At 43.6% G+C, this 25823-nt stretch carries 23 protein-coding genes; 3 read left to right on the top strand and 20 right to left on the bottom strand.

What is annotated here, in order from left to right; all coding sequences use genetic code 11:
* Positions 1-17: 17 nt before the first annotated feature.
* The 3 genes from clpB to GCWU000182_RS06705 form a co-directional block, all read right to left on the bottom strand.
* Complete coding sequence (gene clpB, locus GCWU000182_RS06715; protein ID WP_023392057.1) at positions 18-2621, bottom strand: ATP-dependent chaperone ClpB; 2604 nt, start codon at positions 2619-2621, stop codon at positions 18-20.
* Between the two features lie 150 nt (positions 2622-2771).
* Positions 2772-3056, bottom strand: a complete 285-nt coding sequence (locus GCWU000182_RS06710) for a rhodanese-like domain-containing protein (protein ID WP_023392056.1) — start codon at positions 3054-3056, stop codon at positions 2772-2774.
* Between the two features lie 10 nt (positions 3057-3066).
* Positions 3067-3390, bottom strand: coding sequence for a metal-sulfur cluster assembly factor (locus GCWU000182_RS06705; RefSeq protein ID WP_023392055.1), 324 nt, complete (start codon positions 3388-3390; stop codon positions 3067-3069).
* Positions 3391-3525: 135 nt separating this feature from the next.
* Between GCWU000182_RS06705 and GCWU000182_RS06700 the strand changes: the two genes are divergently transcribed.
* Positions 3526-4335 carry a Cof-type HAD-IIB family hydrolase gene (locus GCWU000182_RS06700; protein WP_035364284.1) on the top strand — a complete coding sequence of 270 codons (810 nt, stop codon included), beginning with the start codon at positions 3526-3528 and terminating at the stop codon, positions 4333-4335.
* A 116-nt stretch (positions 4336-4451) separates the two neighbouring features.
* Here GCWU000182_RS06700 and GCWU000182_RS06695 read toward each other — a convergent pair whose 3' ends face one another.
* From GCWU000182_RS06695 to lspA, 5 genes are all read right to left on the bottom strand, one after another.
* On the bottom strand, positions 4452-7307 hold the full coding sequence (locus GCWU000182_RS06695; RefSeq protein ID WP_023392053.1) for a Cna B-type domain-containing protein: 2856 nt from the start codon (positions 7305-7307) through the stop codon (positions 4452-4454).
* 32 nt (positions 7308-7339) lie between these two features.
* The gene (locus GCWU000182_RS06690) at positions 7340-8158 is read right to left on the bottom strand and encodes a hypothetical protein (protein WP_023392052.1); all 819 of its coding nucleotides are present in this window, start codon (positions 8156-8158) and stop codon (positions 7340-7342) included.
* A gap of 834 nt (positions 8159-8992) precedes the next feature.
* Positions 8993-9709, bottom strand: a complete 717-nt coding sequence (locus tag GCWU000182_RS06685) for a DUF2786 domain-containing protein (protein ID WP_035364281.1) — start codon at positions 9707-9709, stop codon at positions 8993-8995.
* A gap of 36 nt (positions 9710-9745) precedes the next feature.
* Positions 9746-10675: an RluA family pseudouridine synthase gene (locus GCWU000182_RS06680; protein ID WP_023392050.1), complete on the bottom strand. Its 930-nt coding sequence runs from the start codon at positions 10673-10675 to the stop codon at positions 9746-9748.
* Between the two features lie 22 nt (positions 10676-10697).
* Positions 10698-11150, bottom strand: a complete 453-nt coding sequence (gene lspA, locus GCWU000182_RS06675) for a signal peptidase II (RefSeq protein ID WP_035364278.1) — start codon at positions 11148-11150, stop codon at positions 10698-10700.
* A gap of 114 nt (positions 11151-11264) precedes the next feature.
* On the opposite strand from lspA, the gene GCWU000182_RS06670 reads away from it, so the two are divergent.
* Together GCWU000182_RS06670 and GCWU000182_RS06665 are read left to right on the top strand one after the other, a co-directional pair.
* Positions 11265-11903: a YkyA family protein gene (locus tag GCWU000182_RS06670; protein ID WP_035364275.1), complete on the top strand. Its 639-nt coding sequence runs from the start codon at positions 11265-11267 to the stop codon at positions 11901-11903.
* Between the two features lie 16 nt (positions 11904-11919).
* On the top strand, positions 11920-13323 hold the full coding sequence (locus GCWU000182_RS06665) for a putative glycoside hydrolase (protein ID WP_023392047.1): 1404 nt from the start codon (positions 11920-11922) through the stop codon (positions 13321-13323).
* Between the two features lie 64 nt (positions 13324-13387).
* Here the strand turns inward: GCWU000182_RS06665 and GCWU000182_RS06660 are convergent, their stop codons facing one another.
* The 12 genes from GCWU000182_RS06660 to GCWU000182_RS06605 all read right to left on the bottom strand — a co-directional run bounded on the left by GCWU000182_RS06660 (position 13388) and on the right by GCWU000182_RS06605 (position 25819).
* On the bottom strand, positions 13388-14104 hold the full coding sequence (locus GCWU000182_RS06660) for a LicD family protein (RefSeq protein WP_023392046.1): 717 nt from the start codon (positions 14102-14104) through the stop codon (positions 13388-13390).
* Entirely contained in the window at positions 14105-16282 is a 2178-nt protein-coding gene (locus GCWU000182_RS06655) for a LicD family protein (RefSeq protein ID WP_023392045.1), read from the bottom strand.
* Positions 16283-17263 (bottom strand): glycosyltransferase family 2 protein, encoded by a 981-nt coding sequence (locus GCWU000182_RS06650; protein ID WP_023392044.1) that lies wholly within the window; start codon positions 17261-17263, stop codon positions 16283-16285. It lies immediately after the preceding gene.
* A gap of 3 nt (positions 17264-17266) precedes the next feature.
* Entirely contained in the window at positions 17267-18751 is a 1485-nt protein-coding gene (locus GCWU000182_RS06645; protein WP_035364272.1) for an oligosaccharide flippase family protein, read from the bottom strand.
* Between the two features lie 176 nt (positions 18752-18927).
* Complete coding sequence (gene recO / locus GCWU000182_RS06640; RefSeq protein WP_035364270.1) at positions 18928-19686, bottom strand: DNA repair protein RecO; 759 nt, start codon at positions 19684-19686, stop codon at positions 18928-18930.
* A 29-nt stretch (positions 19687-19715) separates the two neighbouring features.
* Complete coding sequence (gene era, locus GCWU000182_RS06635) at positions 19716-20621, bottom strand: GTPase Era (RefSeq protein WP_023392040.1); 906 nt, start codon at positions 20619-20621, stop codon at positions 19716-19718.
* 24 nt (positions 20622-20645) lie between these two features.
* Positions 20646-21065 carry a diacylglycerol kinase family protein gene (locus GCWU000182_RS06630; protein WP_023392039.1) on the bottom strand — a complete coding sequence of 140 codons (420 nt, stop codon included), beginning with the start codon at positions 21063-21065 and terminating at the stop codon, positions 20646-20648.
* On the bottom strand, positions 21049-21579 hold the full coding sequence (gene ybeY, locus GCWU000182_RS06625) for an rRNA maturation RNase YbeY (protein ID WP_023392038.1): 531 nt from the start codon (positions 21577-21579) through the stop codon (positions 21049-21051). Before ybeY ends, GCWU000182_RS06630 begins: the two co-directional genes overlap by 17 nt.
* A gap of 26 nt (positions 21580-21605) precedes the next feature.
* On the bottom strand, positions 21606-23828 hold the full coding sequence (locus GCWU000182_RS06620; RefSeq protein WP_035364266.1) for an HD family phosphohydrolase: 2223 nt from the start codon (positions 23826-23828) through the stop codon (positions 21606-21608).
* A 9-nt stretch (positions 23829-23837) separates the two neighbouring features.
* The gene (locus GCWU000182_RS06615) at positions 23838-24824 is read right to left on the bottom strand and encodes a PhoH family protein (protein WP_023392036.1); all 987 of its coding nucleotides are present in this window, start codon (positions 24822-24824) and stop codon (positions 23838-23840) included.
* Between the two features lie 162 nt (positions 24825-24986).
* Positions 24987-25430, bottom strand: coding sequence for a GatB/YqeY domain-containing protein (locus GCWU000182_RS06610; protein ID WP_023392035.1), 444 nt, complete (start codon positions 25428-25430; stop codon positions 24987-24989).
* On the bottom strand, positions 25430-25819 hold the full coding sequence (locus GCWU000182_RS06605) for a Rid family detoxifying hydrolase (protein WP_023392034.1): 390 nt from the start codon (positions 25817-25819) through the stop codon (positions 25430-25432). Before GCWU000182_RS06605 ends, GCWU000182_RS06610 begins: the two co-directional genes overlap by 1 nt.
* Positions 25820-25823: the final 4 nt, after the last annotated feature.

The raw sequence follows: 25823 nt of genomic DNA, 5'->3' as shown, positions 1-25823 counted from the left end.
AGTCATCTTTTTTGACCTTATTCTTGATTAGGTTTAGATTCAAAGACTAGGTGGTCATCCTCTAAGTGCACCGTCACATGAGAGTTAGGTTGAATGTCCCCTGCAATGATGGCCTTAGCTAATGGCGTTTCTAATTCACGCGTCATGTAGCGCATAAGTGGACGTGCCCCATAGACAGGATCATAGCCATTATGAGCTAACCAAGTGGCTGCTTGATCATCTAATTCAAGGCTAATATCTTGGTAAGCCAAACGTTCTTGCAGTCCCTTCAGGAGCTTGAAGACAATCTTATTCATGTGGCTTTGAGCCAATGGTGTAAAGAGTACGGTGTCGTCAATCCGGTTGAGGAACTCTGGCTTGAAGTGTTGACGCAAGAGTTGGCGCACTTGAGATGCGGTCTCTGGATTGATGCTGCCATCGTCCTCTACTCCTTCTAACAAGAGGCTTGAGCCAATATTAGAGGTCATAATCAGCACTGTATTCTTGAAGTCAACAGTCCGACCTTTAGAGTCGGTCAAGCGACCGTCGTCAAGAACTTGGAGCAGGATATTGAAGACGTCTGGGTGGGCCTTTTCAATTTCATCTAATAAGACAATGGTATAAGGTGTCCGACGTACGGCTTCCGTTAATTGACCGCCCTCTTCATAACCCACATAGCCTGGAGGAGCCCCTACTAGACGAGAGACATTGTGTTTCTCCATATACTCGGACATATCAATCCGAACCAGATGGCTCTCAGAGTCAAAGAGAGTTTCAGCCAAGGCTTTGGCTAACTCTGTCTTCCCTACCCCGGTAGGTCCTAAGAAGAGGAAGGACCCAATTGGACGGTTAGGGTTTTGTAAGCCGGCACGAGAACGTAGGACAGCTTCTGCTACCTTATCAACCGCTTCATCCTGACCAATGACGCGTTCATGTAGGGTGTCGCTAAGCTTGAGTAATTTCTCCCGCTCACCTTCAACCAGTCGATTAACTGGAATACCTGTCAATCGACCTACCACTTGCGCGATTTCCTCGTCAGTCACTGATTCTTGGGTCAGACGTTCATGACGTGGCACCGTTTCTTTGGCTTCAAGTTCTGCTAATTCCTTCTCTAATTGTGGAATTTTACCATGACGGAGTACGGCTGCTTTTTCCAGATCGTAGCTAGCCTCTGCTTCTTCGAGTTGATGGCGAGCCGCTTCTAACTCAAGGCGTTTGTCACGCATTTTGTTTGAAGCTTCTTTCTCGATTTCCCAACGCATTTTGAGCATGTTGGCTTGTTCGCGTAAATCAGCCAATTCTTCTTGTAAGTTCTCTAAGCGTTTCTTACTTGCTTCGTCATGTTCCTTCTTAAGTGCCGCTTCTTCGATTTCAAGTTGCATGAGACGCCGATTGACTTGGTCCATTTCTGTCGGCATAGAGTTAATTTCCACCCGAATGGTAGCACAGGCTTCGTCAACTAAGTCGATGGCCTTATCAGGTAAGAAGCGATCAGTAATGTAGCGGTTGGACAGGATAGCCGCTGCCACCAAGGCATTGTCATGAATGTTAACCCCGTGGTGGATTTCGAAGCGTTCCTTAAGCCCCCGTAAGATGGAAATAGTATCTTCCACAGTTGGCTCTTGAACTAGCACCCGTTGGAAACGACGTTCCAAGGCCTTATCCTTTTCAATGTTCTCACGGTATTCGTCTAAGGTAGTGGCACCAATACAGTGTAACTCCCCACGCGCTAACATAGGTTTGAGCAAGTTACCGGCGTCCATAGCGCCATCTGTCTTACCTGCCCCTACAATCAGGTGAATCTCATCAATGAAGAGCAAGATTCTACCTTCTGATTGCTTCACTTCTTTGAGAACGGCCTTAAGACGTTCTTCAAATTCACCGCGATACTTGGCGCCTGCAATCAAGGCCCCCATATCAAGGCTATAGATTTCCTTGTCTTTGAGGTTTTCAGGTACATCGCGTCTTACAATACGATGGGCCAAGCCTTCCACAATGGCAGTCTTACCAACACCTGGTTCCCCGATTAAGACTGGATTATTCTTAGTCTTACGTGATAGAATTCGGATAACATCGCGAATTTCTTCGTCACGTCCGATGACTGGATCTAGTTTATTTTCTCTTACGGCTTGGACAAGGTTTGTAGCATACTTGGCCAAAGCTTCATAGGTTTCTTCTTGATTTTGTGATGTCACGCGTGATCCTCCTCTCAATTGATCGATACGTTCTTTTAATCTAGACTCACTGATATCATGTTGATTCAAGAATTGAGTCAAGGGATTACCCTTTTGCTTGTAAAGCGCTAATAGAACAACTTCAGTAGATAAAAATTCATCCTGATTGTCTTTAGCAATCTGATTTGCTGCTACAAAAAGCTGGTTAAGTCGTTGGCTAATCGCTTGGCCATACTGAACATTACTTCCTGATACAACGCTAAGCGCGTCAATCTCTTTATTGACTAAGTGTCGGAACTCTTCCATAGGGACGCCAATTTCTTCATAGAGACGGGCCGCAAATTCATTAGGTTGAATCAGAACATGCCAGAGATGAGGAATATCAATTTCCTGATGTTGCCGGGTTATGGCAATCTGTTGCGCTTGACCCAAAGCTTCTTGCATGGTTGTTGTCATTTTTTCAATCATCTTAGCACCTTCCTTTATCGTTATTTGGTCAAAAATAGTCAGTGTTTTTAGTGTTTAATAATAGCCCAATCTTGGGCACATTCTTAGTATAGACCAAAAGTCAAAAAAGGTCAAGAGTTTTATCTGACCTTTTTTGACTTTAAACTTTTCTTAACCTTTTAAACCAGGTGTATAATTATAAATGTTGCTGAAGCCAGCTGCTTCGAGACTTTGGGCTACACGGCGTGACTTAATACCTCGGTTACAGTAAACCGCAATTGGTAAAGTCTTGTCTCTATCAGCTAAATCCGTCAAGATAGTTTCCTCAGGATGATGCAGTGCTCCCTCCATATGCCCTTCTTCATAGTCCGCTTGAGACCGAACATCAATGACTAGTCCCTCTGGATTTTGTGCTTTGAAATCCTCAACGGCTCGTAAATCTGCTAACTCACGCATAATATCCCTCCTATAATTTAACGCCTAAGGCGATACGGGCATAGCGACTCATGCGACTTGGGTCCCAAGCTGGATACCAAACCAACTCAACCTTAACTTCTTTAATTTGGTCAATCTTAAGCAAAGCTCGTTTGACATCATTGATGATAACGTCTGCTAAAGGACAACCAATTGTGGTCAAGGTCATCTGAACTTCACAGACCCCTTCTTCGCTTAAATCGACTTCATAAACCAAGCCAAGATTGACGATATCAATTCCCAGTTCTGGGTCAATCACTTCTTCCAAAGCGGTTTGAATCTGGGTCTGTAGTTTTTCTGTTAGTTCTTGACTCATGGTCACAAGCCCCTTTCCTTGGCAATTACTCCTTCATTTTAAGCTATTTAATAGAAAAATCAAGCATCTTGCTTGTCATTAAGAGTTGAAAGCCAAGGCAGAAATGGCTATACTAAGATGATAAGGAGGATTTCCATGCAAGCCTATCTCATCGCCATTGATTTAGATGGCACAACCTTAAATAACCAATCACAATTAAGTCCCTACACCATTCAAGTACTGCAACAAGTACGGGATATGGGACACCTCGTCGTTATCGCCACTGGGCGGCCTTACCGCAATAGCCAACAGTTTTACAAGGCGATTGACCCTCAGGCACCAATTCTTAACCTTAATGGAGCTTATGGCCACTATCCTGGCCGTCCCAACTGGCAAGCACGCTATGAAGCAGAAGTCCCACGGGAATTAGCGCTCAAAATTATGGATCAAAGTCGAGACCTAGGTGTTTCCCTAGTCTGTGCTGAAGGTCCCGGTTACGTCTTTGTCTCTAGTTATGATATTCCGGATAGTCCCTTTTTCCAGGTTGATCCAAATGATCTTACCTTGATGACTCCAGAGAGTTTGACCTTTGGCCCGACATCACTTAGCGTCTTTTCAACCGCTGAGACTCAAGAGTCAATTAAGAAATTACTCTTAAAAGAATATGGACAACAGGTGGATATTGATACTTGGGGCGGCAACCTTCCCTTCTTAGAAGTCGTCCAAAAAGGAGTTAACAAAGCTTATGGGATTGATCGCTTAGCCCAGTTCTACCATATTCCCAATTCTCATATCATGGCTTTTGGCGACCAACACAATGACCTATCGATGATAGCTTATGCCGGACGTGGTGTAGCCATGGCAAATGCCATTGAACCACTTAAAGCAATTGCTAACGATATAACATCTTACACAAATGATCAAGACGGCTTAGCTCGTTACTTGGTTGAATTCTTCAAACTATAAGCAAATCCCTCCCCTATACGAAGGGGAGTTTTTTTAGGCCCTAAGTACAAAAAAACTCAGAGCTCAAGCTCTGAGTTTTTACGCATTTAGGGTTTGCGTCTATTGGTCGCACTAACTTAGTTACGACGACGTACTGGAGAAATGACATAAGCTGCTGCTAATAAGAAGCTTAAGCCTGCTAAACCAGTTAAGAATGTATCATGTTCACCAGTCTTAGGTAATTCACGCTTACCAGAAGGAGTTGGTGGGGTTGGTGGTTGATCGACTGGCTTACGTGAGTTAATAACCGTCGCTGAAGAAGCGGTTAAGTTCTCAACCTTCCATTCATAGCCACCTTGGTTAGTTGGATCTAACTCATCAACAGTGTAGACACTTGGTGTAGTAGTCCCATCTTGATAGAGTGGTAAATCAGTCCAAACAACTTGACCGTCTTCTTTTGGCACATCACGAAGTTCGCCATAAGCTTGGCCGTCACGTTTTAATTGGAATTTAGCATTTGGACGTTTCATGTTAGATTCAAAACCACGCCATTGCTTATTAACAGTGAAGCTAGTTGTTTTGTTTTGAAGTGTGTTAGTTACAGTCACAGTGCTTGCTGTTTGATCAGCATAGGTCGCTGCATATGGTGAATCCACTGCTTGTACTTCTTGAACAGTGTAGACACTTGCTTCATTCTTACCTTCTTGGTAGTAAGGTAAGTTAGTCCAAGCAACTTGACCATCAACTGTTGGAACAGCTTGCGGTTGGCCATATGCTACCCCATCACGGTAGAGTTGGAATTGAGCTTGAGGACGAACTGAAGGATCTTTATCGCCTTTCCAAACTTTGCTTGCAACAAAACCAGTTGTCTTGAAGGTGTTTGTGACGGTCACACTACCATTAGCATCAGAAGTGTAGGTTACTTCATAGCCATTTGGTGTTTCAGTTAATTCTTCAACAGTGTAGACAGAAGCCTCAGTCTTACCATCTTGGTAGTATGGCAAGTTAGTCCATGTGACTAAACCGCCTTCTTTTGGTACATCCTTAGCTTCGCCATAGTTAGCACCGTCACGTTTTAATTGGAACTTGACAGACGGACGCTTCGTTGCATCTTGGTCGCCAGCCCATACCTTGGTTACTTTGAACTCGGTAGTACGGTAAGTATTGGTTACAGTCGCGCTTGTAGCGGTTTGGTTGCTATAAGCTACATCATAGCCAGTACCTTCTACGCCTGTTTCTTCAACAGTGTAGACAGATGGGTCAGTCTTACCATCTTGGTAGTATGGTAAGTTAGACCAAGTTACTTCACCGCCTGCTTGAGGTACGTCTTTGGCATCGCCATAGTTAGCACCATCACGCTTAAGTTGGAACTTAGCTGCTGGACGCTTAGTAGTGTCTTGGTCACCAGCCCATACTTTGGTTGCTTTAAATTCAGTGCTGCGGTAGGTGTTGGTTACAGTTGCACTTGTTGCGGTTTGATCGCTATAAGCTACATCATAGCCAGTACCTTCTACACCTGTTTCTTCAACAGTGTAGACAGATGGGTCAGTCTTACCATCTTGGTAGTATGGCAAGTTAGACCAAGTTACTTCCCCGCCTGCTTGAGGTACGTCTTTGGCATCACCATAGTTAGCACCATCACGTTTGAGTTGGAACTTGACAGCTGGACGCTTGGTCGCATCTTGGTCGCCAGCCCATACTTTGGTTGCTTTAAATTCAGTGCTTCGGTAGGTGTTGGTTACAGTAGTGCTTGTTGCGGTTTGATCGCTATAAGCTACATCATAGCCAGTACCTTCTACTCCAGTTTCTTCAACAGTGTAGACAGATGGGTCAGTCTTGCCATCTTGGTAGTATGGTAAGTTAGTCCAGCTAACTTCCCCGCCTGCTTGTGGCACGTCTTTGGCATCACCATAGTTAGCGCCATCACGTTTGAGTTGGAACTTGACAGCTGGACGCTTGGTCGCATCTTGGTCGCCAGCCCATACTTTGGTTGCTTTAAATTCAGTGTTACGGTAGGTGTTGGTTACAGTTGCACTGGTTGCGGTTTGATCACTATAAGCTACTTCATAGCCAGTCCCTTCTACGCCAGTTTCTTCAACTGTGTAGACAGAAGGCTCATTCTTGCCATCTTGGTAGTATGGCAAGTTAGACCAGCTTACTTCCCCGCCTGCTTGTGGCACGTCTTTGGCATCACCGTAGTTAGCGCCATCACGTTTGAGTTGGAGCTTAGTAGCTGGACGTTTGCTTGCGTCTTGGTCGCCAGCCCATACTTTGGTTGCTTTGAATTCGGTTGAACGTTTCTTGTTCTCAATTGTACGAATGACGCCTGATTCAGTTACGGTTACTTCTGTCACGTCAGTAGATAACTCATAACCTTCTGGGGCAGTTTCTTCTTGAATCTTAAAGGTCCCTTTGGCAGCTAAGGAATCTTTAATTTCATCAGAAATAGTAGAACCATCCGCACCAGTAGGCGCTAGGCGGAACTCATTACCATCTGGGTCAGTTACTTTAAATACAGCGCCCGCTAAAGGTTTCTTAGTTTCAGCATCTACCTTATTAATCACAATGCGGTAGGCAACATTCAGTTGAATAGCCCCACCTTCAGTCAAACGACTGCGACGACGCACTTCTTCTCTGGTACTATTGTTATAGGCATTGTTCACAATAGGTTTGTCATCACCTTGAACAGAAATCACGTTCCCTACATTAGTACCGTCACCTGGCGCCGTAGTCTTATAATCAAGAATAAATGGCTTGCCAGATGGATCAAAGATGGTCATAGAAAACTTAGTGTAGTTATCGCTGAAACGAATAGAATAGTCAACACCTTCACGCAACATGTATTCACCATCCAAGCCCCAGTTCTGGTTAATCTTGCTACCAGACAAGAGACGGAAAGTTTCAGGAATGAATTGCATGCCGGCACTATCAGCTGAAATTTCATCATTAACTACATATTTGTTGTAATTAGCTTTACTTGCATTCAGACGCACACGCCATGGGTGGGCATAGGTACCCGTAGTACCTAAGGCAGCAGATTCCCAAGGGCTTCAATCATGACACCCCAGTATTTGTTAAAGTTCTCACCTTGTAAGTATGGACCATTGTCTGAGGCTGGGCCACGAGGATCTACTTTTAAGACGATATCAACACCTGCCCCTACACCTTTTTCTTTAAGGCGTACAGTAATAGGGGTTTTAATGGTATCAGATCTGAACTGCACAAAGAAACTCCCTTTTACACCATAGGCAGCATCTGCCTTCTTGGCTTCAAGGTATTTTTCTAAGTTTTGCATGCTAATATGAACCGAACCACCTTGGCCATCACCATTAGATGTTACTTCCGCAACACCAACAGAGATACCCGTTGGACGGTCGATTAAGGCAAAGCGACCTTCTTGAACAGTCAGGGGTGCTGGGATTTCATACTCAAAGTAATCCCCATTGTTCAAGTTATAGTCATAGTCTGCTAGGTCAAACTCCATTTCAAAACCGAAGAGTGAGCCTTCTCTTAAGACATAGTTGCCATTCGCGTCTTTACTCGCTTCACGTGCATTGTTGTAGTCCCAAACAATGGCACTTTTAACCGCATTGTGTAGAACCTTGGGAGTCCCATTAACATTAACAGCTTGAGCCTGAGGTAAGGCTGCTTCTTCTTCAGCTTCTGATGAAGAGTTTTCGGTAGCATCATTAGTTGATGCAGAATTTACGGACGAAGAGACCAACTCCTCGACGTCGGATGCGCTACTGACATCCTGGGCAAATGCCTCTAACGGACCTGTTAAAACGCTAAAAACCAGCATTAAAATAGCAAACAGCTTTGTCCATTTAACATTTTGCTTCATTTATTCTCCTCCTTTTGATTAAGACATTCTTATGGCAACAGAACACTCTTTTACGAAGGCCCTTGTGGGGCAAAGCCCTGTTTCTATCAGAATGAGTAGCCAAGTTCTTAATCGCTATTCGTTGACTAGTTACATTCAGGTTGCCTGAATTCACTAGGTTAACCTAAATACCTATTCGTTATATATCGTTCTCCTGCAAAGAGTGCCGACCCATCTTATACAGTTTCAACTCCCATAAGACTATTTAAAGGTCCTCCCTAAATGCAACAATGACCATTATCTTTCTTAGTTAGATATTAACATCGAACGAACATGGCAGACATCTCAGGACTTCAAGACAGTCTAATGACAATTACTGTAGAAAACTTTTGCATATATAACTAGTCACAGATATTATAACAAAAAGGTTACGCTGTGTAAATGAAAAATACGTTAATTATCACTATATCTTGTTATCATCATTCGGAATACGCCCTATATATAGCTATCATCCCCTATATATAGGGGATTCTGGGCTCTTGTTTCATAGCTGTAGTAATGCTGACATATTGCATATGATAAAACACGAACTTTAAGTTCATGACCCCAAAATATCGTACGCAACTTGTCTAGATATTTGGACAGGTGTCTATTTCATATATAATTGTTAAGACATTTTTGATAGACTAAACACCTATATAAAGGTGTTTGCCTGTAAATATCATTGTGATTTCATATATATTTCCCTGCTTAATATGAACATTAGCTTAGTCAAGATGCAATTTATGGCATAAAAAAAGTAGCTAAACCATCCGTTTAACTACTAAAGCTAAAAACGTTATTCACCTAGAATTCTCATTTTAATCCACTATCCAGTTGCTTGGCGTCTAAAGACATGGATTTAGCTTGATGGTAGCCTCGTTCATAGGCTAAGGTCTGTTCATTAACAACAGGTTGCTTAAAAACAATCTGTCCTTGAACCTGAGCATGAAAGGCTTCCTTAACCGCTTCAGGTACTTGAATGACTAGGGCATAGCCGGCCTCTTCTGCCACCATACTTTGGCGCTGCTGCTCATATTTAGCCGCTAAACCATCCATAAAGCCTTGGTAATAGGCCCGACGCTGATTCTGCTTTTGCGAGCTAGTCAAGCCGTCATGATCTAATTTCAGGTGTTGTCCGGCATGGAACTTCATGGCATTAGCTGCTAGTTGAAAGACATGATAGGCCAAGTCCACATCAGACTGATAGCCCATATAAACAATTTTACGTTGGGTTTTTGACTGGTGTGGCAATCGAGTACTCTGAACATAGAGCATGATACGAAAATTATCTGCAATGGTCCGAGCTAATATTTTTTCCCACCAGAAGAGGGTTTTGTAAACAGATAAGGAACGCGTCACAATCGCATCCAGACTAGTCGCAGCATCTAACTCTTGTTGCGAAATTTTATGCTTGAGCATGAGTTTCTGGGCCATCAGGAGGGCCGTCTGACTCTCCTCATCCTGGTTACCATCTTCTGCTAGTTCAAGCAGATTGCGGATTTTATCCAGAATCTTATCATTTGGATTCATGACATCCCTTCCTTTCTGTCTTAGAATCATTGGATTTTATCTTAACTGGTCTAACGCCTCTTCAAAGCGCCTTGGAAGTGGCGCCTTAAACTCAAGCCATTCGCCACTTCTAGGGTGTTGTAACTTTAAGGCATAGGCATGCAGCAGTTGGCCAGTCATATCATGGACTAAGGAGCCCTTGATATGGTCTAATCCTTTGCGGTAAACAGGATCTCCAACTAGTGGATGTCCAATAAACTCTAGATGGACACGAATCTGATGGGTCCGCCCTGTTTCAAGTTCAAGATCTAGTAAGGTAGCATTCTCAAAGTTTTCCATGACTTGGAATCGAGTTAAGGCATACTTGCCCTCTTTGGCCACTGTCCAACGTAGGCGATTAGCAGGATCGCGTTGCAACGGCGCTTCAATGGTCCCCTGGGGAGCCTTGACCTGGCCGTGTACCAATGCTATATAAGAACGGCGCATATCATGATTGAGTAACTGATCTGCTAGGGCTTGGTGGGCAGCATTATGTTTAGCTACTACTAAAAGGCCTGAAGTATCCTTATCAATTCGGTGAACAATACCTGGGCGATAAAAATCCGAACCAGTGGATAGATTGCCATTTAGATAATGGAGCAAGCCATTAACAAGGGTTCCCTTGAGATGCCCCTTAGAGGGATGTACCACCAGCCCAGCCGGCTTGTTAATGACTAGAATATCTTCATCTTCATAAATAATGTCCAAATCCATGGCTTCGGGCTCTGGTAGGGAGTCCTCTTCTACTGCTAGGTTTCGGCGTGCTACCAAGAGGGTCTCATCACCCTTTAGTTTGAAATTAGCCTTTTGCTCTTGACCATTGACACTTACCAGGCCGTCTTTAATGATTTTTTGAATAGTTGAGCGGCTTTCACCTGGTAACAAGTCAGTTAAGACCTTGTCCAAGCGCCCCGCCTGCCCTTCTAATTGAAATTTTTCCTTTGTCATACGATCTCCTTTAGACTTTCTTTTAGTATAAACTTAAATCATGGTCCTTGGCCATCAATAAGAGTATCAAGACCCCCACTGTCAAAGCCGTGTCCGCTAGGTTAAATATTGGGAAAGATACAAAGTCTAATTGTAGCATATCGACCACATAGCCGTTTAGCAGGCGATCAAGGAGATTCCCCACAGCGCCTCCCACTAAACAGGCATAAGCTAGATTGACCCAAGTAGAACTAGCTTGTCGACGGTAGATTTTATAGCTGAAGAAAGCCACTGCTAATAAACTGATGCCGATAAACAAGCCTTGAGCTCCCGGCAAGATACCCCAAGATGCGCCTCTATTCTGGATATGAGTTAAGCTTAAAAAACCGGGCACTAATTCCATCTGCTGACCTAAGGCTAGATGGGTTAACACCCAAAATTTAAGTCCTTGGTCCACTATCAAAAGGCCTAGTACGGTAGCGAATGCGACTAACATAGCGTTCTCCTTGTTAAATGCGTTTTCTTTTTGGTATAATAAAGAAGTATAAGTACTATTATACCTCAAAATGGTGAAGAAAACACCTAGGTGACAAAAAGCAAAGGAGTCTTTATGAAGCGAATCAAATATCTTTTGATTTTGATCTGTAGCTGTCTTTTCCTCGCGGCCTGTGATAATTCCTTGGCCCGTGTCGATCGAGCAGTTGGCTTGATTCAAGAAGATACTACGGGCATCATCAATGATTTAACCGAAATTCAAACGCAAGAAAAGAATTTGCAAGCAGCTTTTGAAACAGACTTAAGCCAAAACAATTTGGCACTTTTCAATTCTAATGATAGCCAAGTTGAAAAAAACATTCAGGAACGTAAATCACATCTTGAAAGTATTAATAAGAAACGGACCCATCTCCAAGAGATGCTGAAGGAATTAACTCAAGGGACCGATAATAAGAATCTCCCTACTGACAAATTCCAGGACATTAATAGTGCCATTAACCAATTAGATCAGGACTTAGCCACCTACGTTAACGACTATACGGCTAACTTGGCCTTGGAATCTCAATCCTTTAAATCCATTGCTAATCCTGAATCTAACTACCAATCATTCTTCGATGTCTTAAAGAATGTTAACACACTCTCTACGACGAATCTGATGAATCTAGATAAGGTCCTCCCCCATTTTGAGAAACTCAACGCCAACTTAGTCAATCTTAAGGTTGACCTAGTGAAATTGAAAGAACAGAAAAAATAGCCTCAGGAGGTAACGCATGAAATATGTCAAATCCGGCGCTCTCTTGCTGCTCTTGATGCTCTTTTTGACCGCTTGTCAGAAGCAAGAAGCCAACCAAACGACTTATCAGTCGCTCCCCCAAGTTCAGTCTAAATACTCAGCAGATGAGATTGCAGACTTCAACAATCGCCGTAACCAAGGCAAAACTAACCGTTATGAAGGGATCAAGATAGAAGAAGGACGTATCCTAGATACGCCAACCAATCTACCAAAAGCCCTCTTCTACGATAGCGGGATTAATATCGCCTACCCGCAAAATGGCGTCAAAGGTATCTATCTGTCACCAGAGATTATTGCCAACGAAGCCAAATTCCAGAAAGTCATCGCCATGATGAAACGTAACGGCCTTAATACAGCCGTCATTGACTTTAAGGATGACTATGGCCAAATTGTCACCCAAATCGACACTGACAATGCCATGGTTAAAGAAAACATTGTCCAAGTTGCTGATTTAAAAGCTGCTCTCAAGACCTTGGAAGACAACCAAATCTATCCGATTGCTCGTATTGTTACCTTCAAGGATAATATGATGGCAGAAAAACACCCAGACCTTTCCTTCCATTCACGTGAGACCGGCAATATCTGGTCAGATGGCAACGGCTCTCAGTTCATTAACCCCTACCTAGAAGAAGTTTGGAAGTACAACATTGACGTTTCCATTGCAGCAGCTAAGATGGGCTTCAAGGAAATCCAGTTTGACTACGTCCGCTTCCCAGAAGGTTTTGAGACTTTTGCTGAAGATTTACGTTTTGACAAAGGCAACTACAGCAACTATGTTTCTGCTAGTGGTAATAAGATTGAAGGTGAAGACCGTGTGGCGGCTATTACCGACTTCTTGAAACTCGCCAAGGAACAACTTGCGCCATATGGTGTTAAAGTTGGTGCCGACGTCTTCGGTATTACAGCCGTTACCAGTGGTCAAACTGAAACAACCGGGATTGGTCAGGACTTTGCTAAAATGGCCGAACAATTGGATGTTATTTCAAGTATGATTTACCCTTCTCACTGGGGTACAGCCTTCTTCGGAATTGAGTTACCTGACTTACATCCTTATGAGTTAGTTGATGAATACATGTTCTCAGAGGAGCAGGTACTTAAAAACGTTCAAAATAAGGTAATCAGTCGTCCTTGGATTCAAGACTTTACCGACTCTAGCAAACCAGTAGGTACCTATCAAGAATACGGCACCCTACAGGTTCAGGCACAGATCAATGCGCTAGCTAAACATAATATTCACGAGTTCTTACTCTGGAATGCTAATGGTGATTATTCGGAAGGAATTGATGTCAGTGGTAGCAACACCAATAACCCAACCATCAATCAGGGTTCCAATCAACAGATGCAGAACACGCAACAGAATCAAAATAATGGCAATCGCTAGGCTAGATAGCACAACACAAAATCCCCGTCACTGATTAATTCAGTGACGGGGATTTTCTACATCATTAAGGCAAAAGCTTAACTTGAGCTGGTTGAGATGAAACTTGCTGATAAATCGGGTTAGCTTGCCAATGATAGTGAGTGTTTGGCTCCATAAAATCAGCGCCATAAAGTAAGGACAGATAGCGATGGCAATCTTGCGGTACCATGACCTTATGCGCTTCAATCTTGGCCCAATCAATCTCCATCAGAGGTAATTGATAGCGATAAGCCATCAAGCGCGTTGGCTGTCCAATGGCATTAATCTTAAAGTCAATGGTGACACTCGTAAAATGACTCTCAGTGGCCTCATAGAAGATAAAGTCAATGTTTAGCCCATTGAAATCATAAGCCCTTTCCACCACTTTTCCCTCATAGGTAAAGTCCTTGCGTTTACGGAAGCCATTAGCTAAGAGATGAGCTTCATAGACATCAAAGGCCTCTAAGTCGCTGACTTTGAGGGCAAAGTCCATATCAATATCATGCTCAATGCGTCCACCTTCACGGTAATAACCTAGTAGACTACCAAAATCCAACCATAAATCAAAGTTTAAGTGGTCTTGATCATAGACAATCTCTAAAATTTGGTCAAAATTAGCCTTCAATAGGGCTTGTCGCCCTTCATCTAGCTCTTTGTTAGCCTTTTGATTTAACTGCTTAATAAGCGGCAATTTTTTAATGCTATCCTTGTGTTTACCTAAAAGGCTAGCCAAACTCCGTTTAGCCCATTGCATAAGTGACATTTAGGCTTCCTCCCTGTAAGCAGTAAATGGCGCATGTTGGACGCGGTCTTCTTCTGCAGGCAATTGCATGTAATCTGCTCCATAAATAGCCGTTAGAACCTGATCGTAATCTGAAAGAATTTTATAGCGACGGTTTTCAAATACAGCCTCTTGAACCTGTTCATGTGCCGTCTTAGCAAAACTTGTATCGCGCCGCTTCTTCTCCATCAAATAATCAAGTCGATTAGAGTCGCTCCCCTTCTGTGCTAATTGGTCCATTTTTTGGTTCCAAATACGAGGTGGCAAGAGACGGAAGAAGAAATTAACGGCATAGCGAATAAGGTTACCTAAGCCGCCCTCTTCATTACGAATGCCATTCCAAGAATAGGCAGAGAGTTGCCGCAACTGATCAAGGCGGTCCATTTTTGCTTGGTCTCCCTTAGCATGGTCAAAGGGGAAGACATCTACGCAGATGCCTAATTTACTTGGCCATGCCAAAGTATTATTTTCATAGAAAGTACGCTTATCGACCACACGATAAAATGGGAAAGGATAATGCCAAACATCTTGGAAGCCCGTCACCTGGTAAACGGGGTGGCGGTCTGCCTTAATGGCTTGATAGAGACGCTCATACTCAGAACGAACCAAGGCAATATCCATATCATCATCCCAAGGAATGAAGCCTTGATGGCGAACAGCTCCCAGTAAAGTTCCATAAGCTAAGCTATATTGGATTTTCTCACGTTGACAAATGGCATGGATATAGTCCATGATTTCAAGTTCAACCTGACGAACTTCTTGGTCATTCAACTGACGATAACCGGCATAATCCTTGGCTATAACTGCTTCGTAATAGCCTAAGATAGCAAATAGAATGACACCTAAGAAAGAAATCCCGTATAAGGTCGAACTCAAGAACAAGTTAGAAGTAAAGATGACGGCCATCATGGCTAGAATCATATCTAAATCCTGGCGGCTAACTCCTTTCTTGTTGAGGGCCCACCATTTGGCTAAAAGGCGCTTTGTAGATGACAAGATAAAGAAGCCTAAGGTGATAAAACCTAAGATACCATTGTAGAATAGGACTTCAATATATCCATTATGAGTCAAATAGTGCTGCTTAACCACATAACTATTGGCATCATAAGACTTAGCTACACTGTGCCAGTTCCCTGAAGAAAACCCTAAGACCGGACGGTAAGGGACTAAAGCCAAGGTTGACTTCCAAATATCGAAACGGTTGTTAGAGATATTGGTTTCTTCAGTATCTGACCGTTTCAAAGTCCCTTCACCAGTGGTGACCTTTTGATTACCTGTCACGCTGGCTTCATCGTTGAGAATGCGAATACCACCTGATTGTTGTAAGTAAAACTCCCCTACTGTGTCAACACTGTAGACTCCGACCCCAATAGCAGCAAAGACCACACAGATAGTTAAGAAACGTTTCTTCAACTGCCAACCGGAAATGTTGACCATACTATAAATCAAGGTCGCTGCTAGTAAGCATAGCAAGGCCGTTCTAGAACCAGATAAGACAATGTAAACGAAGTTAATGACAATAGACGAGACGATTGCCACTTTCATCCAAGTCACTTGATTCTTACGCCATTGGCTTAAGAGGAAGAGAACTACTAAGAGCGAGATGATTGCCAAATAGTTAGGGCTAGCCAAAATCCCAAATAATCGCGACTCAATAAAGCCTTGACGAATAATTAAACCTTTATAGTCGCTAACATGATAGCCAATCAAGGCCACGAATTGCCCAATGGAAATCAAATCCCCGATAGTATTCACGATGACGACTAGCCAGAACATGTTATACAGCAAGCGCTTGGCTTGTCCTTGACCCAAATTAATAAAGATTGGGTAAATGGCAAAGAAATAAAGGAAGAATATGACCATATTCTTGAAGTTTGCCATATAACCAAAGTTGACTACCAAGAGACTTGTCACAATATTCAAGAGGAAGAAGGCAACTAGCCACGGTAGTAAGCTAAGTTTGAGATGAACCTTCTTGGATAATAAATTATAGAGCCCTAATAAGCACCCTATCAAGGTGATGGTACCATATACTAAAGGATGGGCACTGAGAAATTGTAAGGGTACAATCAACCCTGCCATACAATACATCATCAATGCTAAAAGAAAGCAAGTATTGATTTGGTAGTAATGTTTCTCAATCCAATCTAATCGTATCATTTATCCATGCAACTCCTTTTTGTATTTCTTACTAATGATTTGCTTATAGAGAGCAGGACTAATCTGTAAAGCAAGCATACTAAGTTTACGCCCTTTGGTGAAAAGCGGATCACGCATGATCTGCCAAAAGTGGTCTGTTAGATAGGACCGTAGGCGTTTTTTAAGACTTTCATCTTGATAGTCTGAATCCAGCAACAAACGATCGTAGACATAGAAATGCGCCCAATAAAGCCGAGTCATGGCAACTGGCAACAAATCTGGGTAGTCCCGTTTGATAATTTCATAGTTTTGTTGATAAGCCTCAATCACATTGAGGAACTTTAGTGAGAACTTTTGAGTGGTAATGCTATTTGGTCGATGCATATAGTAATAGAGCTTAGCATCCGTCGCCACCACTCGCTGACACTTGGCTAGCAAGCGAATCATGATGAAGGCATCTTCAGCAATCTTACCTAACTCAAAATTCAAGTCATCGAAGAGTGAACGCTTATAGAGTTTAGTTGGGGCCATGACCGTAAAGCCTTTAGCCGCCATGACATGACCAATAGCCTCTTTGGCTGTATAGATCCAAGTCTGTGCTTCTGCTTCTGGTCCGCTTGGAATCTGGTCATCATAAATATCATAGTGAGAGCACATGGCCAAGTCTGCTTGGGCAGAGACCATCTCTTGATAAAGAGTCTTCATCATATCCAAAGAAATAACATCATCACTATCAATAAAGGCAATGTACTGCCCTTTGGCTTGAGCAATGCCCGTATTTCTTGCAGCCGATAAACCGCCATTAACCTGCGAAATCAGGCGAATACGTTGATCTTCTTGCTCTAGACGCTGACAGATTTCTAAACTCTTATCTGTAGAGCCATCATTGACTAGCAGAATTTCAAGGTTGGTATGACTTTGATTGCGAATGCTAGTCACACAACGCTCTAAGTAAGATTCAACATTGTAAACCGGCACAACAACCGTAATTAAATCTGACATGGTCTATCCCCTTCTTCTTAATTTATTGCCGACTGCTTCTACCATACCGGTCAGCACTGGATCCTTAAGTAACCAAAGGGCTGCAATGTAATACACCCCGCATAAGGTCATTAGAATTGCAAGGTTTACTAAGACGGCGAAGTTTAAATGCGTCATTCGCACTGGAGATAGTGCGTTAACCACTATGCTGATTGGGATAAACCCTGCAGCAATCAGCCCATAGCGTAAGAAACTGCCAATCACAGGTTTTAACTTAATTAAGCCATGACGTTTGATAAAGTAGATTTCGAGAGCAATTAGGACTCCTTCTGACAACCAAGTGGTTAAGATATAGATTTCTGGAGATGAGAAATGCATATTAAGGAGTAGGAACTTGAAGGCTAGGTTGAGTAAGCCACAGGCGAAATAATAAAGGGTCAAACTCCGTTCATAGCCATGAATGAAGATAATCTGATTAGCGAGAAGGGTCTCAATAGACCAAGTAATACTCCGAATCCCGAAGATAGCTGTTACAGTCGCGGCTCCCATATAGGCGCCCCCACCATAAAGCAAGACAGCATAATCGCCTGTTATGAAGAGCCCTAAACTAATTGGCGCAATCAAGAAGGCAAAGAGACGTGCCCCTTTATAGACTAGGTTGTCATAGGCTTGACGGTTATTCTGGCCTAGGTAGTACCCTAAGCGCGGGATACTCACCGAAATCGGACTACTAATCAGAGTCGCGATCATAGTTGAAATTTTTTGGCCTTGGCTATAAAGGCTGACGGCATCCTCTGAATCTGTATAGGATAGGAAGAGCTTGTCCAAAGCCGTATATAGGGTCACAGCACTGGACATAAGTAGCAAACTAATTAAAGGCAGAATCATGGACAGCATGTCTTTAACCTTGACCTTGACTAGCTTGACTTGACGCTTAATCCAGACAAAACCGAAGAGATAGTTGAGAATTTGAGCGCCAGACATGACCATTGCATAAATGATAATATCCTCGGCTGTTCTAACAAATCCAAAGAGCGCCACAATCATAATAATCCGCAAGATGATGGTCTTAATTAAGATAAAGCGATAATTCTCGAAGGCCTCCACCATCCACTCAATATAGAGGAAGCTAGATAGAATCTGACTTCCCAAAACTAAGTAAATTGCCAACTGACTCTTCTGGTGAACGGTCGCATAGACATAGCCCACATAGAATAGCGTCGTTAGGATGGATGAAATAACCGTAATGTAGAACAGGCTCGAGAAGAAGTAATTGACCTGATCACGATCATGCTTGACCTTACTAATTTGGCGGACACCAAAATAATAAACCCCTAAAGAGGCAAATGGTAAGAAAATGTTCATCAGCGTGTCGCCAGCATTAAAGTAGTTATATTCTACCGAGTTTTGGAAGACCCGGTTAATATAGGTTCCTGTGAGGACAGGCACCACTACGTTCGCAAATCGCACTAAGAAATTCGCGAGGGCATTGGTTTTGATGTTTTTCATGGAACCTCCCCTAGCATTTTTTGCTAATTGAAATTTGTCTCCACCTATTTTACCACGAAAAGGCGAATTATTCACCTGATTTCCTAATTCTTAAACTTTTAGGGCATTGCTAACTGACTCGAACCTAGGATATTTGTTATAAGTTGATCACCAATTTTAGGATGGAAAAGGCTAAACTAAGCACTAGGCCACTCCAACTGGCTAATCTGATCCAAATAGGATTTACTCTTGAGACGAATACCGACATATTCTTGATAGATAGCATCCATGAGTGTTCGCAGATCCTTAAGCGTCTGATCACTTAAGTTAATGTTCTGGATTTGTTTCAAATCCACTTGGGATAGACGTCGGGCCACGTGTACTGCTCGACTGGAAACAGGTAGGCAATGAACATCCAAAAAGGCATGGCGGTCACACAAGACGGCTTGACGCTTAAGGCTGAACCTTAGCGGTCGATCATTGGTTTGACATGTGGCACAAGAAGCCCACTGAATATGAATGCCAAAGATAGGCAGTAAATGAATCTCAAGATAAGCCACAATGACTTGAGCGGTTAAGCCTTGGTTTAAGGCCTCTAGCACTTGTAAGAGAAGCTGATAGACTTTGGGATTGGCTTGATTATCTTCCAGTGCGGCATCTACTAGTTGTAGGACATAAATGCCATAAGCCTGAAGTAGCATATCCTGTTGCAGAGCTTGGAAGAGCTGAATCGGCTGACTTTCTTTCAGAAAAGAGAGCCCTTCATCTTGAATGTCACCAATATAGGCATGATGGGTCATAGGAAGGCAGGCGCTTGTCAGCCGATGATGGCCCCGGTAAAGACCGCGAACAAAGAACATCTTGGTCCCAAACTCTTGGGTGAAGATTTTAACCAAGCCATCATGTTCGCGGTGAGGGCGCTTGAAGAGGACAATGCCCTCAAATCGTTCATTCATGCCCCCTCCTCCCTTCTTAATTCATCTGTCTAGTAGTTATCTGGACGATAGCCAAAGTCACTCAGATTGGTTTGACGATCGCGCCAATTCTTTTGAACCTTGACCCACAAATCTAAATAAACCTTGTCATCCAATAATTGTTCAATATCACGCCGGGCCAATTGGCCGATTTTCTTAATCATTTGACCTCCAGCCCCAATGATAATTCCCTTTTGGCTCTTGCGTTCGACAATAATAGAAGCTTGAACTTCAATCTTGCCATTCTCGTTGCGTTGCATGCTTTGAACTTGAACGGCAACGGAATGAGGAATCTCTTCTTGGGTTAACAATAAGATTTTTTCACGGATAAATTCAGCCACAACGAAATATTCGGGATGGTCCATAATCTGACTATCAGGATAGTACTTAGGTCCTTCCGGTAGGGCTTCTTGCAACTTAGCCACCAATTCCGGTACATTGTTACCTTGAGTAGCCGAAATTGGAAAGACTTGGTCAAAGCTTCTGACTGCTTGATAGCCTTCAATAATAGGCAGTAAATCATCAGGTTTGACTAAGTCAATCTTATTGATGACTAAAAAAACAGGTACCTTAACGTTTTGAATACGCTCCATAATTAAACGGTCACCAGGCCCCATCTTTTCGGCAGCATTGACCACAAACAAGACGGCATCTACCCCTTTGAGGGCGCTATAAGCCGTGTTGACCATGAAATCACCTAAGGCATGTTTAGGCTTATGAATACCCGGTGTATCGATGAAAACAATTTGAGCCTGGTCAGTTGTTAAGACCCCCTGGATTCGATTCCGAGTGGTCTGAGCTTTATCGGACATAATAGCAATCTTCTGCCCCACAAAACGGTTCAGCAAGGTTGACTTACCCACATTAGGACGACCAATAATGGCTACAAACCCCGATTTGAATGCTTCTTTACTCACGTTTCACACTCTCTTTCTCTATAACTAAGTAAGACCAAGCAAAGTAGCCAAAACTTGCCAGGCTTTTGGCCCTAGGACTAGGAGCCCGACACTAACCGCTACTAGGGCCGCAATGACAACTGCTGCCGCCGCAACGTCCTTAGCTACCTTGGCCAAGGGATGCAATTGCTCCCCTACTACCAAATCAACGGTGGCTTCAATGGCACTATTGACCAATTCCATACACCAGACTAAGCCAGTTACAAGTAGCAAGAGACAGGCCTCAATGGCATTGACGCCAAGTAGACCAGCTATGATGAGGACTAAGACTGTCACCCCTGCATGCACCTTAAGATTACGTTCATTGGCTAAGGCATAGCCCAAACCGGACAATGAAGCCCGGAAGGAAGCCAAAATGCTTGGATTAGCATGATGCTTATAGGGCTGTTTATCGCGTGAGACCATAAGTCGTCAACACCTCTTCTTGGATTCTAAACATTTCCTGCGCTTCTTCTTCTGTCTGATGGTCATAACCATTGAGATGAAGGAAGCCATGAACTGCTAGAAAAGCCAGTTCACGGTCTAGGCTGTGCCCATAGTCCTGTGCCTGTTCTTGAGCACGAGGGTAAGAAATGATGATATCTCCCAAGTGTTGAGGAATAGCTTCTTCTTCCTCAAACTCAGTCTCCTCTAAATCTTCTGTCTCTTCCGCTTCCTCAGCAAGGTCTAAATGAGCAAAGTCTACATCATACTCACTGGATACTTCAGTCAAGGCAAAGCTCAAAACATCCGTCGGTTTGTCTAAACCACGGTAGTCTCGGTTAAGCGCTTGGATTTCTTCATTAGAGACGATGGAAAGATCTAATTCAATCCCCCCTGGTAATTTTAGATACTTGGCAGCAGCTTCAATGACCTCATGAAGCAATTTTTCTTGACCTGCTGCAAGATAGGCTTGGTCATCGATAATATCAACTAACATAAATGTCCTTTCTAATCCCAAATGATCTACTTAGGATATTCTATACGGGTGTGATACATACTTGCGACGCCTTGAATCAGAGACGCTTGTACGATTTTTAATTCATTAACGGTTAAGTCACATTCAGAAAACTGATCGTCCGCCACTTTCCCTTGGATAATAGCACCTACAAGTCCTTCGATACTTGCTTGGCTATACTCCTTGAGGCTACGGCTGGCCGCTTCAACCGAGTCAGCAATCATGATAACGGCAGCCTCCTTGGTCCGTGGCTTAGGACCAGGATAGCGGAAATCTGCCTGATTGACAGGATGCCCTTCCTGTTGGGCCTGATAGTAGAAGTATTGGACCAGTGTGGTCCCATGATGTTGCCAGCAAATATCCTGAATGGAAGCAGGCAAATCATGAGCCTCCATAATTTTTACCCCAGCGGTCACGTGATCTGTGATAATCTGGGCACTTTCAATTGGCTTAATCATTTTATGTGGATTTTCAACGCCTGCAGGCAAATTCTCAACGAAAAAGAGTGGATGCAGTGTCTTGCCCACATCATGGTAATAGCTAGCCACCCGTGTGAGAAGGGAATCTCCACCAATGGCTTCAACCGCATTGGCACTCAAATTAGCTACCATCATGCTGTGGTGGTAGGTACCTGGTGCCTTCTCAATCAAGTCCTTAAGCAAGGGATGATTAAGATTGGCTAGCTGCTGTAGGCTCAATTCGGCGCTAGGATTAAAGAGGCGCTCCCAGTAAGGAGACAAGGACAAGTAAAAAATGATTGTCATCAAGATATTAGCCAACATTAGTCCTGCCATACGTCGACCTTGGAAGGTTGTTAAATCCATGTTGAAGCCCAGCAATAAAGGTAGAATGGTCAATAACTGTAGGCCAATATAGGCTGGCACAAAACGTCGTTTACGCCCTAACCAAACCTTGGCATTTACCAAAATCATACCGATTAAACCAGTGAAACAATAAAAGACCAAGGGCATGAGACTTTCCAAAATATTAAAGATATCGCTTAAGACGAACAGTGCCATCACATTGAAAGATACCAAACCAATTAAGCCATCACGCATACTAGTTTTGGGCACTACAAGTAGTGGCCAGAGACTAATGGGTAACAAGAGCGTTGCCCAGGCAAAGCCCCCTACTTGAAGGACTTCGAGAGCCTTCAAGACGGCGAAGAGCCCCCCAAAGGCCAGTGCATAGATGGTCATAGCCATTTGCCGCTTGGCACTTGGCGCTTGCTTGAAACGGAAGCCTTGGGTATTAAGACCAAGGAGCAAGAAAAAGTGAGCAATAATCAAACCGTAGAAGATATAAGCATTATAGCGCCCTACACTAGCGTCCAAGTAACCAAAGAGTTTAAGTTGGCGCAAAACTGTTGAGTCAATGACGTGGCCTTCTTGGACAATAATTTGACCTTGCAGAATATAAGCAGGCTGAACAGCAGCTGCCGCTTCTTCTTTTAAGCGATTGGTTTCTTCCTGATTGTAGACCAAGGTTGGCACAATCAAGGGCTGAATGAAATCTACCAGGGCTGATTGATATTGACTATACTGCCCTGCCTCGCGAAGACTGGCCCGCAACTTGCTGAGGTTGGCCGTAGTATTAGCAGGTTCAATCTCCTGACTTAAGGTTTGACTCAAGAGATCAACGACATAAGTGGACATAGATTCAAACTGCTTATCATCGACTGATAGCCAGAGATTACGGGCATTATCTGGCAAGGATTCATTCAAGCTCATGAGGGCGACGGAGCCTTGCTTCAGACTCTGATTATAGAGTAAGAGCCGCTCAGCCTCAGTTAATTGCGTCCAATAGAGCCGTTGACTCGTGCTAGTAAAGGATGCCTTTAAGGTCTCAATGTCAGTATCAGACCAAGCTTGAGCACGTGCAGCCGCTTCGAGATCGCTGGCACGATAGTCTTTCTGTCTGACACTTTTAACAAAGGCAAAATACTGATTCAATAAATCAACCTGCTGGTTTTTAACCTCAGGAGAATAGAGGCGCACATCAGAGACTCGACTCCGCGCATGTTGGCGAAGTTCTTCCGTACGCTCACTATCTTCTACTGTCTTAGGCGCCCGAACAGTAATATCGGCCACGCGATTGAGGGTGAAATTATAGGTTCTGGGTTGGACACTGGAATAGCCTAAAAGCAAAAGCCAAAGAGCCAGAATCAGGCCAACCATTATTTGGTAGCTAAGACCCATCTTGGCTTGAAGCCGCTCTAATCGACGATTCATGGCCATCACCTACACTTCGCCCATGTTCTCATCGGGCAACTTGCGACTGTAAGCCTTGATAATATCGGCCACTACAGGGTGACGCACCACATCAAAGGCGTCAAAGGTCACAAATTGGATGCGATCAATGCCCTTAAGCTTACTTTGAGCATCAACCAAACCTGATTTTACCCCTTTTGGCAAGTCGATTTGCGTTCTATCCCCATTAATAATCATCTTAGAGCCGAAGCCTAAACGGGTAAGGAACATTTTCATTTGGGCAATGGTGGTATTTTGAGCCTCATCTAAGATAACAAAGGCATCATCCAAGGTACGGCCCCGCATATAGGCCAAAGGTGCAATCTCAATAACGCCACGTTCCATCAGGCGGTTGGTTTGCTCCGCTCCATAGATGGTGTAGAGGGCATCATAAACCGGTCGCAAATAAGGGTCGACCTTTTCCTTAAGGTCACCAGGCAAGAAACCTAAGCTTTCCCCAGCTTCTACTGCTGGTCGAGTTAGGATAATCTTCTTAACACGCCCTTCCTTCAAGGCTTGAACCGCTAGTACCACGGCTAAGAAGGTCTTACCTGTCCCTGCAGGCCCAATGCCGAAGACCACGTCCTGTTTGGCGATAGCGCGTGTATATTGTAACTGACCAAAGTTCTTGACCCGGATAGCCCGACCATCTGCAGCACGGCCAATGACTTCCTCATAGAGATTGAGGAAATAATCCAAGGTATTATTCTGGGCCATCTTAATCGCCGTCACGATATCCATAGTGTGCGGTGTAATATGGCGTTCTAGCAACTGCACTAATTGGTTAACTACCTCTAAAGTTAATTCAACAGCTGCTTGACGCCCCGTAATGGTTAATTGCTCACCACGCGTCGTGATCAGCACTTCAAAGTGTTCTTCAAGTAATTGTATATGGTGATCTTGATTGCCCAAAATGGCTAAAAGCCAATCCGGATTGGAAATAATTAATGTCTGACTATATGGGTGTTGTTCCGTCATAAGCAATCCCTCTTTTCTTCACGTCTCAGACGACGTCAGGCTAGTTACTAGTGGACACACTAGGCTGATTCTATTATACCTTGTCTTGCTCTAAAAGTCATGATTTGTGACATTTTCTCCGTCTAAAAGAAAAACAGGAGCCTAGCTCCTGTTGTGTATAAGTTAGCCTAAGAGACGTTTAACTGTCTCATTGATGGCCTTACCTTCAGCTTGACCCTTAAGGCTGCTAGCAGCTAAACCCATGACCTTACCAAAGTCGGCCTTACTAGTGGCCCCTACTTGCGCCATAATCTCGCGAACCTTAGCCTCTAAAGCTTCAGGACTTAGCTGTTCTGGCAGGTATTTTTGGACAATGACAATTTCATCCTGGGTTGCCGACACCAAATCCTCGCGTCCCGCCTTCTCAAATTCAGCTAAGGAATCACGGCGTTGCTTGAGTTCCCGAGAAATAATGGTAATCTCTTGGTCTTGACTAAGTGGCTCAGGCTGTTCTAGCGCCTCTTTCTGGAGCGCTGCCTTGAGCATGCGTAAGACCTTAAGGCTGTCTTTGTCCTTGGCCTTCATGGCAGTTTTAATATCTTGGTTAATCCGTTCTGTTAAAGTCATTAGGCTTCCTCCTTATAGGCTACCAATTCGATTTCAATACCAGCATTGAGTGGAAGTTTCCCAACTTGAAAGGCTGAGCGGGCTGGATAATGTTCTTGGCTAAAGTATTGGCCATAGACCCCATTGACTGTCGCGAAGTCGGAAATATCATTGAGAAAGACGGTCGTCTTAACTACATGATCAAAGGTCATACCCTTTTCAGCCAATAAGGCCTTGAGATTGGCAAAGACTTGATGGGTTTGATCCCCAATAGTAGCTGGCATATTACCCGACACAGGGTCGATTGGCAATTGACCTGAGGCATAGAGCCAACCATTGACGTAACTAGCATGCGAATAGGGTCCAACTGCTTTAGGTAATTTGTCTGAGATAATACGTTGGATTGACATAAGT

Origin of the sequence: Abiotrophia defectiva ATCC 49176 (assembly GCF_000160075.2) — a bacterium.
In the GTDB taxonomy this organism is placed as follows: domain Bacteria; phylum Bacillota; class Bacilli; order Lactobacillales; family Aerococcaceae; genus Abiotrophia; species Abiotrophia defectiva.
This window is presented reverse-complemented; position numbering and strand designations above follow the sequence as displayed.